12 protein-coding genes are annotated in these 14,248 nt (G+C 59.1%); 5 read left to right on the top strand and 7 right to left on the bottom strand.

Annotated features, from left to right (window positions below; translation table 11 throughout):
* Positions 1-297 precede the first annotated feature (297 nt).
* Complete coding sequence (locus tag NKH13_RS25810; RefSeq protein WP_352915331.1) at positions 298-1,548, top strand: M24 family metallopeptidase; 1,251 nt, start codon at positions 298-300, stop codon at positions 1,546-1,548.
* 63 nt (positions 1,549-1,611) lie between these two features.
* Here NKH13_RS25810 and NKH13_RS25805 read toward each other — a convergent pair whose 3' ends face one another.
* Positions 1,612-2,379 carry a hypothetical protein gene (locus NKH13_RS25805; protein ID WP_352915328.1) on the bottom strand — a complete coding sequence of 256 codons (768 nt, stop codon included), beginning with the start codon at positions 2,377-2,379 and terminating at the stop codon, positions 1,612-1,614.
* A 557-nt stretch (positions 2,380-2,936) separates the two neighbouring features.
* On the opposite strand from NKH13_RS25805, the gene NKH13_RS25800 reads away from it, so the two are divergent.
* On the top strand, positions 2,937-4,361 hold the full coding sequence (locus tag NKH13_RS25800; protein WP_352915325.1) for an ISNCY family transposase: 1,425 nt from the start codon (positions 2,937-2,939) through the stop codon (positions 4,359-4,361).
* Positions 4,362-4,402: 41 nt separating this feature from the next.
* On the opposite strand, the gene NKH13_RS25795 is transcribed toward NKH13_RS25800, so the two are convergent.
* The 5 genes from NKH13_RS25795 to NKH13_RS25775 all read right to left on the bottom strand — a co-directional run bounded on the left by NKH13_RS25795 (position 4,403) and on the right by NKH13_RS25775 (position 9,649).
* Complete coding sequence (locus NKH13_RS25795) at positions 4,403-4,780, bottom strand: hypothetical protein (RefSeq protein WP_352915322.1); 378 nt, start codon at positions 4,778-4,780, stop codon at positions 4,403-4,405.
* Between the two features lie 718 nt (positions 4,781-5,498).
* Positions 5,499-5,750: a hypothetical protein gene (locus NKH13_RS25790; protein WP_352915320.1), complete on the bottom strand. Its 252-nt coding sequence runs from the start codon at positions 5,748-5,750 to the stop codon at positions 5,499-5,501.
* 468 nt (positions 5,751-6,218) lie between these two features.
* Positions 6,219-7,862 carry an MFS transporter gene (locus NKH13_RS25785; protein WP_352915317.1) on the bottom strand — a complete coding sequence of 548 codons (1,644 nt, stop codon included), beginning with the start codon at positions 7,860-7,862 and terminating at the stop codon, positions 6,219-6,221.
* A 671-nt stretch (positions 7,863-8,533) separates the two neighbouring features.
* A complete protein-coding gene (locus NKH13_RS25780; protein WP_352609043.1) occupies positions 8,534-8,992 on the bottom strand; it encodes a hypothetical protein in 459 nt (152 codons plus the stop codon).
* Positions 8,993-9,067: 75 nt separating this feature from the next.
* Positions 9,068-9,649: a hypothetical protein gene (locus tag NKH13_RS25775; RefSeq protein ID WP_352915314.1), complete on the bottom strand. Its 582-nt coding sequence runs from the start codon at positions 9,647-9,649 to the stop codon at positions 9,068-9,070.
* 118 nt (positions 9,650-9,767) lie between these two features.
* Between NKH13_RS25775 and NKH13_RS25770 the strand changes: the two genes are divergently transcribed.
* Positions 9,768-10,295: a helix-turn-helix domain-containing protein gene (locus NKH13_RS25770; RefSeq protein ID WP_352915311.1), complete on the top strand. Its 528-nt coding sequence runs from the start codon at positions 9,768-9,770 to the stop codon at positions 10,293-10,295.
* A 494-nt stretch (positions 10,296-10,789) separates the two neighbouring features.
* On the opposite strand, the gene NKH13_RS25765 is transcribed toward NKH13_RS25770, so the two are convergent.
* On the bottom strand, positions 10,790-11,716 hold the full coding sequence (locus NKH13_RS25765) for a LysR family transcriptional regulator (RefSeq protein ID WP_352915308.1): 927 nt from the start codon (positions 11,714-11,716) through the stop codon (positions 10,790-10,792).
* 114 nt (positions 11,717-11,830) lie between these two features.
* Here NKH13_RS25765 and NKH13_RS25760 point away from each other — a divergent pair, with 114 nt between their 5' ends.
* Both NKH13_RS25760 and NKH13_RS25755 read left to right on the top strand, forming a co-directional pair.
* Entirely contained in the window at positions 11,831-12,823 is a 993-nt protein-coding gene (locus tag NKH13_RS25760; RefSeq protein WP_352915305.1) for an NAD(P)H-dependent flavin oxidoreductase, read from the top strand.
* A gap of 52 nt (positions 12,824-12,875) precedes the next feature.
* Positions 12,876-14,231, top strand: a complete 1,356-nt coding sequence (locus NKH13_RS25755) for an MFS transporter (RefSeq protein ID WP_352915302.1) — start codon at positions 12,876-12,878, stop codon at positions 14,229-14,231.
* The last annotated feature ends 17 nt before the right edge of the window (positions 14,232-14,248 follow it).

Genomic DNA, 14,248 nt, shown 5'->3' with positions numbered 1-14,248 from the left:
CCACCGATTGACGTGCGCTGGCATCTAAAGCGGATTTAGGGAAACCTTGGCCTGCTGGTGCCCCCCTTTGTCGCCGGCGGAGAAACACATCTTCGAAGGGCCATTACAACGCTAATTGCGGCCGGTCGGCAGGCCATACGGTCATGGTTGGCGCCGCTGCGACCTTTGCAAACTCGAAGGGTCATGACTCCTGGTAATGCGCCCGGCGACTAATACTCATTTGAAGTGCGGACCGCCGCTGCCTAAGCTGCCGACGGACGCATTTCTGCGTGGCTGAGAAACAGGCTAGGAGTTTCCATGTCGGCTTCCAAAGTGGGTTCGCCAAGTGCGGACGGGTCCGTCCTTCATGACAACTGGAGCGACCTGCGGCAGTTCCGACCAATGCCAGACATCGACTTCAAAAGGCTTGATGGATATCGGAAGGCGCGCCTGAGAACAGCAATGCGAGAGGCTGGCGTCGCGCTGTGCGTTTTAGTCAGCCCTATCACCATTCGGTATGCGATTGACTACAATGTCTTTCCCCTGTTTCAGTCGCATATTCCTGCCACCTATGTTTTTGTTCCTGTCGATGGTCCAATCGCCCTTCACCTAGCCGCTGACAGCAACGGATCTTCAGCTGATACTGTAAGGCCAGGCAGGCCGATTTCATTCTTTGAGGGTGGTAACGAACTGCTCGACGCCGCGAAGCTCCTCGCCGACGATATTGAAGCTTTCTTGAGTGAAATCGGCACCACTAACCGGAAGGTAGCGGTTGAGTATGTCAACCCCAGCGTCACCCAGGCGCTGCAGCAGCGCGGGTTGGAGGTTGTTGACGCGGTCAATATCGTCGAAGGGGCGCGAGTTATCAAATCAGAAGACGAGATAGCGTGTATCCGCTGGGCTTGTGCGGTGGCCGAACACGGCATTGCTCGCATGCAGCAAAGCATGCGTCCAGGCGTAACGGAGGTACAACTTTGGGGCATTCTCAACTATACCAACCTCGCCAACCAGGGCGGCTGGCATGAGGGGCGCATGCTCGCTTCGGGTCCACGCATCAATCCTTGGCTGCAGGAGGCTACGCAGCGGGTCATCGAACCGGGAGACCTGGTGGGGTTCGATACCGACATGGTTGGGCCGTTCGGATATTTCTGCGACGTTTCGCGGACATTCTACTATGGAAAGAACCCGCCAAGCGCGCGGCAACGCAAATTGTACCAACTGGCGTATGAAGAATTGCAAACCAACATGCAACTTATCCGGCCAGGGGTCAGCATGAAGGAGCTGCAAGCTTCGGCTTGGCCGGTGCCGGAGGAATTTCGCGAGCAGGCTTATCCGTGTGTTATCCACGGGGTCGGCATGTGCGATGAATATCCGCAAGTCAAACCATCATTTCGTGGTCCGGTCGCGTATGACGCGACGCTCGAAGCAGGGATGGTCATCTGCGTTGAAAGTTATATTGGCGCCGTCGGTGAGCGCGACGGCGTGAAGCTGGAGGAACAGCTGCTTGTCACCCGCGATGGGTTTGAACTCCTCTCAAACTATCCCTTCGATGAACGGCTGTTGAGTTAATTTGTCGCCCGTGAAGAAAGCCATTTCGGCACCGGCGTTGAAGGCGAGCCCCCGTTTCCGAAGCTATTCCGGGGAGCTGCGGAGGTCAGGCTGATCGTGGCTGGACCGGTTGCAAGCAGCACCAGGAAGAAGGCAAACAAACAGCCAGTTGAGCAAGAGGCTGAAGTTGTAGCTGACGGCGGCGAGCATGGCGTTGTTGGCGTCGCCTACGGTGAAGACCAGGAAGTTGCGGCCCATGCGGTGGTCCTGCTTGAGATGGCCGATGAGGCCGCGCCTGTAGCCGGCGACATGGACCTTGAACATCTTGTCCTTCGGCGCGTTGTAGCCGCGATAGCTGGCATGGGCGACGATCATGCCGAGATTGGCGCCTATTGCGGTTTCGATGGCGGGAATGACGGTGGCCAGCGTGTGGCCGTCAGGGGCGCTACGGAATGGATTGCGCTGCGAGTTTGGATCGAACTGGTCCCAAAGATCCTCGATGACAAGGGCCGGAAGTGCCCTGAGCGGAGCTCTGGTCCATGGAGGCGTGTGGCTTAGCTGCCCATACAGGCGCTCGCGGCGTCGCAACCCTGCCTCGATGTTGGAGACCTCAGCAGCCGACGAACTGCCGCGCAACCGCATGGTGTCGCCGACAAACCTGACCGCCGTTCGCCAGGCGCCCGATCGGTCTGCTCCTGAGATCAATCCATCATTGCGCAGCCTGCCGAGAAAGCCAGCCAGCACCTGCTCAAGAGCATCGAGGTCGCCCGCTGCCAGGACACTATCCAGCCGATCCGTTCCTAGCTGCGCCGCCGCCGACGCATAGAGGCGGTCGAGAGCGCCAAGATGCACTTGCTGTGTTCGATCGGACGCCCGGGCATGGGCCATTTCCACCCAGATCGTCGGTCAATAGCGAGGCCGGCCGTGTTGGTCTGTCTGGACCCAGCCAGCCAACGACGGAGGCAGCGATGGATGACGCAGCTTCAAACACGGCATGTCTCGAAGGTAACTTCAAACCGCAACGAAAAACACCGCCTCGTTGCAATTTCCCCAGCCTAGCGGTGTTTACGGGCCGCTACGCTCCTCTATGAGGAGCTCCGCTTCGCGGCCCCCAAACACCTCATTCAACGCTGAGATTGGCATTGACGAAGCGGTTTCCTTGCGAAAAAAAGGATGCGGACGTGCCAAGCGTCCCGCAACCCCAATTGCAACACTTCTGGAACTGCCTCTAAGTTCCATAACATAGGTTACGCGACTTTCATCTGTAGCAGCTATTTAGTAATGCGACAGTTGCCCCAGTTAGAGATGCGACACTTCCCGCTTCCGAGGCTGGTCAACATGAAGCTGGAAGGGAAGGCTGGCGACTTCACAGAGCCTGGCGTGAGAGCGGGCTTATTGCGGGAGCCGTCATGCCTTTGGTCACCTTGTCGCAAAAAGAGCTGCATCGTCTCGAAGCCATCCAGAAGATCCGCGGCCGACGGCTGAGCGTCGTCCAGGCGGCGGAGCTTCTTCATCTCAGCCGCAGTCAGGTTCACCGGCTGTTGCAGGCCTATGACCAGGACGGCGCCGGCGGGCTGGCGTCGAAGAAGCGCGGCCGGCCGAGCAATCGGCGCCATGATGAGGACTTTCGCAACACCACACTGGATCTCGTGCGCGATCGCTACCGGGACTTCGGCCCGACGCTTGCCAGCGAGAAACTGCTTGAGTGGCACCAGATCGCCGTCAGCACAGAGACGCTACGCAAGTGGATGACGGAAGCTGGCATTTGGACATCGCGCCGGGAGCGCAAGAAGCAGCTTCACCAGCCACGGGGTCGGCGCGACTGCCTCGGCGAGTTGGTTCAGATCGACGGCTCGCACCATTGGTGGTTCGAGAGCCGCGGCCCTAGATGCGCCCTGCTCGTTTACATCGACGACGCGACGGGCAAGCTGCTGCATCTGCGCTTTGCTGGTTCCGAGAACACGTTCGACTACCTGATCGCCACCAAGGCGTATTTGCAGGAATGGGGCAAGCCGATCTCCTTCTACAGCGACAAGCATGGCGTGTTTCGCACGACGCATGGTTCGGAGAAGGATCGAACGACTGGCCTGACGCAGTTCGGACGCGCGCTCTACGAGTTGAACATCGACATCATCTGCGCCAACACCCCGCAGGCCAAAGGCCGTGTCGAGCGGGCCAACCAGACGCTGCAGGACCGGCTTGTGAAGGAGCTGCGCCTGCGCGGCATCAGCACGATCGAGGCGGCCAATGCCTTTGCGGCGGAGTTCGCCGCCGACTTCAATGCGCGCTTTGGCAAGGAACCACGCAATCCGAAGGACATGCACCGTACCCTCGCGGAGCATGAGAACCTGGATAGCGCCATGTGCCGCAAGGAGTTCCGCACGCTGTCGCAAGCGCTGACACTGCGCTACGACAAGGTGCTGTTCATCCTCGATCCGAGCGCCTTTGCGAAGAGCCTGGCCGGCAAGAAGGTTATTGTCTGCGACTATCCCGACGGCCGGCTCGAGATCATGGCGGGCAGTACGCCCCTACCCTATAGAACTTTTGACAAGCTGCGCTCGGTTCACAGATCGGAGATCGTGGAGAACAAACGCCTGGATGAAGCGCTTGCAATGGTGGCCGAGATGCAGGCCGGCCGTGAGCTGACACGCAGCCAACACGGGCCGCGCCGCACGGGCCAGGCGAACCACATGTTCGGCATTCCCGACGGCAGCCAGGGCAACGGTTATGTGAAGCGCGGCACGAAGCCGGGACGTCGGACGGATTTTATGAACGATCCCGATGTTATCGCCCGACGCGCACAGGCGCTGGCAAGGCTGGAAGCTGCGGAATGAGATTTCGCAATAATGACATTGCCCAATGTCGTAGAGGTTGGCTAACGGATTTTAGGACAATGTCCTTTCTGGCCGCTGTTATACCAGACAAGGCGGGCTGGCGGTTCGCCGCTGACGGTTTGCAGGGTTGCCCCGCTCTCACGCAGCTGCCTCCGGAAGCGCGAACCGTTGCGGGCTCCCCACACGGCTAGATAAGCCTCTTCGGTCGCTTCATCGCGGTAGTAAGCCGAGCCCCCAAAGGCAGCTTCAAGCCCCTGCTCGCCTTTCATTCCACCACCGCCAAACACCGAGACGACGAGATCAATCGGCGCAGCGGTCACGACCGTCTCGCTCTTGGCCAATTGACGAGCACGGAAGACGTGTATCGAAATGGGTTGGCTCACCATCGCAAGCTGCCATGGCAGGTCGAATGTCCGCAAGGGGCAGGACCCCATTCATGTCGTGATCGGGCTCTCAAAGCTAAAGCCGAAGGAGCCTCATTGGAACGCTCCCGATCGGGCTGCGCAACCCCGACCAGCTGACGCCCGATCGGGCGCTCTCGTCGGTACCAGGCCGAGCTGCTTCCACGTCGATGCGACATTTCAACTTTGCAGGGTGTCAGACCCCTGCCCTTCGACTGTCGCATTTCTAACTTGCTGGCGGTGTCGCGTCTCTAAATCGCTTTGACATCGACTATTGATAAAAGTATCTCTTTGTATTGCCCAAGCATCCGCTTGCCGAAATACCGTTTTTTGAATATTACGCAGAGCAATTTCCGACGAACCCAGTCCCACCGAAACGTCTTGACGTCTGAACGAACTAGTCGAACGCTCTAAGCTCTCCGAACTAGGGCGCCAACAGTCAGACAATCAACGATGAAATGTCTCGGAGCAACGTGAACCGTTGCGTCGCGCGAAATGCCTTCCAGGCACCCAAGGATCGTGATCATCTATGTCGTACTTTCCTGAACCTGCCGGAGCTTACCTGCTCCGCACTTCGCCGTCCGGACTTGAAACACTGCCTGCTCTGCATCCGTGCAAAATCCGCGATGGCGGCTCGATTCCTGGGCCAAGATGCCATTTTCGGGTGGCAGTTTCAGCGCCACCCTTGAGCGGATCATGCCGCTGATCTCTTAGATGTCTCATCGTCGTGCCCCGCTTAAGCCGGCCGGGCCTCCCAACCGCCGGCGATAATGACCATCGCCTCTGGAGAATTGTTCTTATTGTCGACGGCTTCCACCGTCTTGCCGTGCTGTACTCTTTGCCAATGGCCGGCACGCGGCCGAGCGATGTCATGGGCATCGCAAGCCTGCGCGACGTGCTGGTCCCTGACGCCATGCAGTCTTGCGATCTCGACCATTGGTTTCGACCAGACCAGCCTATGAAGCTCGAGGCGCGTCATTTTCAGCATGTTTCTTTCCGCTCAGTCGTGAGCAACGCCAGCCAGCCTGCCGACACGTTCGACGTGGTCCCCTGCCTTACCTGCATCGTGTGAAGGTTTTGCGGGTTCGCTCGGGCCGCGCCATGCCCAGCCTACCTCCCATCACGCCCAACAGCGAAGCATCCGATCCTAATTCGTGAAGCGTCGAGAAAACAAAAATTTGCTTGGTAACCAAGTTTCTGCGGCGCCGACTTTTCCTGGATGCGAGAGCCAAACAGCCCCACCCACTGGGAATGCTTGCTGCCTAGACCTCGCTCCGGCCGGCCGAGCGCCCTTTGCGGTGTCGGCGGTCAATCCGGACGTTCCGACGGCAACGTCACCGAATTCGCTCTTCCCCTCAATGCCAGTTGTCCATCCCAGCGCCATCGCTTCCTCGCAAAACAAAGCGAAGGTGATGGACCGCTCAGGACTGACGACCAGCTTCCAACTGCGGAGGCGTTACGGACGGGATACAAAGGGCACGGGCTGGATTTGGCTGCCCGGGGCCGGTCTCGTCGACCGCTCGATCGAGAGTGCCTGACGCGGAGGACAACCACCCACCTGCAGAGCGGCAAGGCGCTCGCTTACCTCCCTGTCAGTGACCGTCAGCCGATGGTTCAGACGAAGATAGTCCGTCCACGTCGGCGTGCGGAATGTCTCGGTCCAAAGTGTCGGCTTCTGAAGGTCGCGCTGGAGGGTCCAGTCGCGCGCACCGGCACGGCTCTGAACGCGGCGCCTTTCGCGCATGCAGCGCAGAAATTCCTCGATGTTCTCCTCGGGGATCGAGTACTCCACCTTGACCACAATTGGGCCGCTCCTGGGCTTCAGATCGAGGGCCAGATCTGGTGGCGTGAAGTCGAAGGCCCCTTGATCCGATTCTTCCCATAGCTCTATCGGCAAGAGCTTACCCGCTGCTGCAACCAGCAACAGTGCCGCTGCAGCACCTTCCAACGCCCAGGTCAGGGAATAATTCTGCGCGACAGTACCCCAGATCCAACTGCCCGCTGCCATGCCGCCGTAGGTCAAAGCGTAATAGATCGACAGAGTGCGACCGACGACCCACCTTGGGCTTGCCAACTGCACACACACGTCGGTTCCGGTCCAGGTGACAACCCAGCCTGCGCCACCGATTGCAAGCGCGATCGCCGCTACAGCCACCGATGATGTGAGAGCCAGTAAAAGGCAACACGTTGCGCAGGCAACGGACGCGAGCGTGATCAATCGATTTTGGGACGTGATGCGTCTCAAATAGCTGTTGCTAATGCCGGCGATCAAGGCGCCTGTGCCGAAGCCGGCCAACAGGACGCCGTAAACAATTGGCCCGCCCGCCAGTTGGTCGCGAACCAGGAGGGGGAGCAAAGCAAGAATCGAGATGCTCGACAGCCCGAACAGGGTAGCACGCACAATCGCCACTCTGATCTCCGAGGAAATCGCCGTGAAGCGCATGCCATCGTGAATGGCCGTCGTCATCCGCTCACGCGGAAGAGGCGAAGAGCGAACTTGCCATTTGGAGCGGAGTACTGCGCTCAACGGGACCAGGTCGCTCAGCGCCGCGAAGACGAAAGCCGACAGCGGTCCCAGCAACGCCAAAATCACACCGCCCAGCGCCGGTCCTATGCTCCGAACAACGTTGTACCCCACCGACATCAGCGTTACCGCAGCGGGTATCTCGCGCTTTTCCAGGATGTCCCCGACGGAGGCGTGCCAGGCTGGATCGTTCAAGGCAAAGCCGCACCCGGCCAGGAAACTAAGTCCCAGGATCAGCCAGGGACTGACAAAGCCCAGCCCCACAGAGAGCGCCAGCGCCGTGGATGCCGTCGCAATCAGGCAATGGCCGGCAAGCATCACCCCGCGGCGGCTGAAGCTGTCTGCAATCGCTCCAGCAACAATCGACAAGAAGAAGGCGGGCAGCGTCGATGCCGCCTGTACGAGCGCAACCATCAGATCGGAGGCCGAAATCGTTGCCATGAGCCAGCTTATGGCAACGCTTTGCACGAGCCAGCCAAGGCTGGATATCTGCGTGGCTGTCCAGATCGAACGAAAGACCGGATTCTGAAGCGGGATCAGTGTGGCTGCCGTAAAGGGGCGGGAATCTCGACGCATGACTTCTCACCTCCACCACGTAGTTCTTTCGCTCACTCACCTGCTGACAGCGGTGCGCCTGCGCCCAGCTGCATCGCAACAAAGTTAGATATCGCGCTCGCAACAAAGCCGATGTCGCATCAACGGTGCCGATGCGCGATGTGTGTGCCGGTTGGCGTCAGTTGGCCTGGGTCGCGCCGCCCGACGGGGTGCGGTCTGCCCTGCGACTCTTAGCCTTGAGCGGTGCTACCGCGCGGATGGCTGAGTTGTCAAACTGCCGCGGTGCTGGCAGCGCCCATAGCATCGGCTGGACGATTTCAGGCAGGCCAACGATGACACGCAACTGGGGAACAGCGAAGCATCGCGCAGCCTTATATGAAGCGAAGCAGAGCCAGTCAGCACGGCCACGGCTTCGATCGGACGCAGTGGTTCTTGGGGGTCGGCGGACTTGCGAATGTGGACCACCTTGGGTGGCCGATTTCGCTTGTCGTCGCTCTGGGGCGGGGAGTGAAAGAGTGATGCAGCGTCTGTCTGCCGCAAGGCTCGGGGACCTTTTGGCGGGAGACCTGTGTTGTTTGGCGGGCCCTCGACGATCGAACCACTTGCCGGCCGCACGGAGCAAGTCAATATGGTGCTTCGCAACACGCCTCTTGGCATGGTTGCGAACGTACTCACCTCCCCTCTCGGCGCACTCACTTGTGCGGCATGCAATAAACCCCCTCGGATTGCATCAGTACCGCGCCACCCTTCAACTCGCTCAGGGCGCCGACCCAGGCTTCCGAATAAGTGCGGCTGGCATCCACGGCCGACAGCCAAAGAACGCGATTGTCGGCCAGTTCGACTTTAACTTCCTGCTGCAAAGGGCTTGCCTGCACGGTCTGTTGATAGTGACGCTTGATCCTGACATTGCCAGCTGCGAACTCGGCTTCGTTGCTGCCGTAGTTCAGCACAAATCCAGAGCGGTCCTCAGTCACTGTGCAACCGCCATCACGCTCGCATACAATTTTGGCAGCGGTCTTGCAGTCCCATTTCAGTGAAGCGGGCCACATAGGATTGTTCACGCTTGATCGCGGCTTGTCGCTCTGACCAGCCGCCGTCAACACTGCGCCTGTGTTCAAAATCACAGTGGACAGGAGAAGCGCCTTGAACACTACAAACCTCCTTGAATTGCGACAATAGTACCTCGTCCTGCGTGATCGCCCGGCTCATGGTATGTTGAGATTGAATCAGCTTCTCTGGCGCACGCCGTTCGCGTCATCATACTCGATGAACCAGGGCTTTCCGCGCATCGATCGAGGGATGGTGTAGTAGGTGGGGCCATTACCAAGGGAATGCCCTCGTTCGTTCCCCACGGTCTGGATTTTTGCCGTCACCACCTTACCGTCGATTTCGATTTGGACCTGACGTGATCCGTCTCCATGATGTCCGCCGAGGGCGTTGTTTTTGAAGACGACGGGCAGCGAGAACCTATCGGCCGCGATGCGGCAGATGTTCCGTTCTTGACCTAAGCCCGGCCGATCGGATTCGGAGCTGCCAACTGCTTGCCAGCCAGACGGACAATCCTCATACTTCTCAAATCTCGCCGCGCTGGAGTTGGCTTGCGGACATGTCGGCCAATTAAAACCCGGGGCTTCCATCGCCGCAATCAACTTGTAAATTGGCGGATGGCACGAGGGGGTGCCTTGCCAGTCGCCGGAAAGACATAGGAGGACCTGACAGCCCCATTCCGACGCTTTTGATTCGGATGGAAGAGCCGCTGTGCCCGCGATGGCGACGGCACCCACCAAAAGAAATTTGAGTATGGTCATAGCCTTTTCCTCGCTGCGGATTTTGACAGTTTACTATGGATGGTCCGAGCGAAAAAGGATAGGTCGAAAAGGCAGGTTTGTGCGACTACATCGATTTATGAAACGAGACGACGGAGGCGTGGTCAACAACCCGTTGCGCGCCAACATTGCTTTGACGCTTGAGCGGGAGCGAGCCAAACGTGGCCTATCCCATATGCACATGGCCGAGCTGTTTCGGACCGCCGAGGGCGAAAAACTCGCCTACCGAACGTACATTCAGACTGTGCGTCAGAAAAATAACGTCACATTGACGACGCTGCAGATCATGGCAAACGGCTTGCAAGTGTCCTTTGCAGGACTGCTCGCCGGCGGCAAGAAAGTTCCGGAATGGGCGCATCGGTTGGACGACAATGCGATCCGCAAGCGGCTGGCGCACATCATCGATTTTGAGCGACAACGACGTACTTTGCACCGCTATGAGATGGCCGAACTCATCGGTGTGGCGGAGGCGACATTCACGAAACTGGAGCGCGCGAGCGGCAACATCAGCGTGGACACGATTGCCGCGATCGCCAAGGCGTTGAAACTGGATCCAGCGACCTTCCTCTTTTCCGAAAAGATCCCGCTTGGCAGAGCCGACACCTCGCCGCCCCACGAGTGTTCCTAAGGGCCTATAGTTCGCTCCAGCCGGCGCCGCTCCTACGCCCCTGCCGGTTACCCGGCGGCCGACTAGGCGAGAACGCCCGGCTGAAGAAGCTGCTGGCCGAGCAGGTGCTCGACAATGCGATCCTGAAGGATGTCGCCTCAAAAAATGTATGGTCCGCCCCGTACCTGCAACAAGATCGGGGTCAACGCCTTTGCCATCGGCCTTGCTCGCATTCTTGACCTGGTCGGCGAAACCCCTGCACCGCCTCCGGATTGGCCTTCGCGATGATCCCGTCGAGCACGGTGCCCGCTTCTGCCTCGGTTTCGCGGACGTGCTGGCTGCTGCATGTGCATCGGCAAGCCCAGCAAGAAAACGACGCGAGATCGTTTTGCTGAAGCTCGACATATGATCCCAAGCCCATGGTCCGATCGGTCGTTTGCTGTCTGGCAAACGATGCCACTCGATCTGCAATCAGGATCCGCAGATGATCGCGCACCTGTCTTGCAGAGCGTCTCTTACGCCTGCTGCAGGTATCGAACCGGCTCCGGCCTTGCCGACTGAGGCCGTGAATGCGCCTCAGAGGCCACGGTCATGAAAGCCTGTAGTGCCGCAGAAAGATACTCGTCGCTCCGCGTTACGAAAACAGTCGTCGCCAGCCGCAGATTGTCAGGAAGCTGGTGTATGATGACCCGTCCGTCGGTTGCCGCAGCCTGAACAACCCCGCGAGGCAGCATGGCCACCCCTATCCCGGCGGCGACGCAGCCGATGATCCCGTCCATGGTTCCCAGTTCCATCCAGCGGATATTCGTTACTCCACATATCGCCAGGAACGTGTCCATGCGCCGGCGATAGGAACAGCCTGATCGAAAGGCGAGAACCTTCAGGATCGGCGATGTAGCTAACGCCTGCAGATTCGTAAGCTCGCCAATCCGCAGCGATGAGATGACAACGAGCTCCTCTTCGATAATCGACAGGCTCTGCAGTTCGGGATGAGTGATGGGGCCGGAGACGAACGCGCCATCCAGCTTGCGGGCGACGACCTCGCTGACGAGCTGTTCCGTCGGTCCAGCCTCCATAAGGACGTCAACTTCGGGATAGTCTTCAGAATAGCGGACCAGGATGGGCGGAAGACGAAGCGCTGCAGTCGTCTCCATCGAGCCGATCCTGAGTAAACCGCTCGGCGTACCCCGATCCGTGACGACGCGCTTGGCCTCGTCCAGAAGTTCTCCGACGCGCTCGGCATAGGGAACGAGCTGAATGCCGGTGGCCGTCAGTGTGACCCCTCGCCTGGAGCGATGAAAGAGTGTCGCGCCGATTTCTTCCTCCAGCGATTTTATTCGTGCGGTGACGTTGGATTGGACGGTGTGCAGCACACTGGCCGCCCCTCCAATACTGTTTGCTCTCACCACCGCCTGGAAAAACTTGAGATCGACGCTGTTCATCAGCCATCTCCTTTTCAGATGAAAAACATCTGATCTAATCGTTTGTCATTGGTCAAGTGTCACCATAGCGTCAAAGAAAAATAACCGGGACATTCGCTAACTGGGAGACGGACGATGACGATACGAACGCGTCTGACAGAGTTTTTCAAAATCGAGCATCCGATCATCCTCGCACCAATGACCCCGGCGGCCGGTGGCGCGCTTGCGTCCGCGGTCGCCGACGCCGGCGGTTTGGGCCTTTTAGGTGGGGGATATGCTGATCGCCAATGGTACGAAACAGAATCGTCGCTGATTACCAATGAACGCGTTGGCTGCGGGTTCATCTCCTGGGCGGTCGAGTCCGACCTTGATCTGTTTGACCGCGCGCTTGCGGAGCGTCCAACCGCAATGATGCTGTCCTTTTCCGATCCGGTCAGGCTCGCGGCACGGGTCAAGCAGGCGTGCGTTCCGCTGATTTGCATGATCCACACGCTCGAACATGCGCGGCGTGCAATCGACGTTGGCGCCGACGTTCTTATCGTTCAGGGAACCGAAGCAGGCGGCCACGGCCTGGTCGCCCGGTCGACCATGCCCTTCGTCCCGGCGGTCGTGGATCTGGTGGCAACGATTTCCCCGTCCGTCATTGTTGTGGCAGCTGGCGGCATTGCCGACGGTCGGGGCCTGGCCGCTTCGCTGATGCTCGGGGCGGACGGGGTCCTGATGGGAACCAGATTCTGGGCTACGCGCGAGTCGCTCATCCATCCGGCTGCAAAGGACAAGGTTGTCGCTGCATCTGGCGACGAGACAATCCGGACATCCGTCTACGACATCATCCGTCAGAAGGCTTGGCCCGCTGGCTACACCGGTCGACTGCTCAAGAACGGCTTCATTGACAAGTGGCACGGCCGAGAAGACGAGCTGCGCACCTTGCATTCCGAAGAATTGTCGAAGGTCGAAACGGCCTGGGTCTCCGGCGACTATGACACGGCCAACGTGACTGTCGGCGAGGCGGTTGGCCTCATTAACGATCTGCCGTCGGCAAGGGACGTCGTCCGCCGGACGGCGGGCGAGGCAAGCGAAAGGCTTGGCCTCTACGCTCGATCAGCGCCGCATCGCGAGCTGACGTAACGGCCACGAAGAAAAGGCCTACTCCTACAAAAATAAAAAAGGGGACTGCAACATGCGACAGCTGCGAGAAAGGGACGACTCCGTCCGCAAACCAAGCATCTGGACCGTCGTTCTGGCATCAAGCGCAGGCACGGTCATAGAATGGTATGACTTCTATCTCTACGGAAGTCTGGCGATCTTCTTTTCAACGCTTTTCTACCCTGCAAATGAACCGACGGCAGCTGTGCTGATCAGCGTCGCAACCTTTGCTACAGGCTTCGTAGTGCGCCCATTGGGGGCCCTGCTGTTTGGCAGCATCGGCGATCGCTTCGGACGCAAGAGCACCTTCTTGATGACGCTTATTTTAATGGGCGTTGCGACCGCGCTCGTCGGCATCTTGCCAACCTTCGAGACCGCGGGATATTTCGCGCCGATCGCGCTTGTGGTCCTTCGGCTGATCCAAGGGCTGGCGATCGGTGGCGAATACGGCGGCGCCGCCGTTTACGTTGCAGAACATGCACCGGCGAACCGGCGTGGGTTCTTCACGAGCTTTATCCAGACAACGGCAACCGTCGGCTTTTTTCTGGCGATCGTCGTCGTGCTTACGTGCCGGCTGTCGCTTGGCGAAGAACTCTTCAAGCAATGGGGCTGGAGAGTTCCGTTTCTGCTGTCATCGGTTTTGATCGTCCTGTCTCTTTATCTGCGCCTCAAGCTGAGCGAGTCGCCGGTCTTCGAGGACCTTCGCAAAGGCGGAAAGACCGCAAAGAGCCCGATCCGTGAGAGTTTCGCCACCGGTCATGGTGCCCGCTATGCAGCCTTTGCGCTGTTCGGCGCGACCGCCGGCTTGGGTTGCGTGTGGTATACGGGTCAGTTTTATGCCCTGTATTTCTTGCAAAGCGTGCTGAAGCTGGACTTCCTGAGAGCGAACCTTTGCCTTGCCGCTGCTTTGGTGATCGGAACGCCCCTCATCGTTTTCTTCGGCGCCTTGTCCGACCGGATCGGCCGTCGCAAGTTGATTGTCACCGGCTTCATTCTGGCAGCCGCGTTCTATGTTCCGATCTATCAGGGCATCGCCGCCGCCGTCGCTGCCCAGAACTTTGTGCTTGTCACAGCCCTGATCGTCGCCCAACTTGTCTTCGTCGGGCTGGTCTACGGACCGATGGCAGCCTTCCTCGTCGAGCTCTTCCCGGCGAAATTGCGCTACACCTCGCTCTCGCTGCCCTATCACATCGGCACGGGCGTGTTTGGCGGCTTTGTTCCCCTCATCAGCCTGTCCCTGGTTGCTTACACGGGCAACATCTATGCGGGTCTGGCCTATCCCATCGCGATCGCACTCATGAGCGCGGTCGTGAATGTGCTCTGCTTCCCCCGAGCCTTGGCTACCGATAGCGAACAGGTCATGGCCGCCCTGCCGGCGGAAGTAATTTAAGTGCAGGCAGGGAGCGG

The organism is Mesorhizobium sp. M1348, assembly GCF_040317925.1.
Classification (GTDB): Bacteria; Pseudomonadota; Alphaproteobacteria; order Rhizobiales; family Rhizobiaceae; genus Mesorhizobium.
The sequence above is the reverse complement of the archived record's forward strand: the minus strand, read 5'-3'. Positions and strand labels throughout refer to the sequence as shown.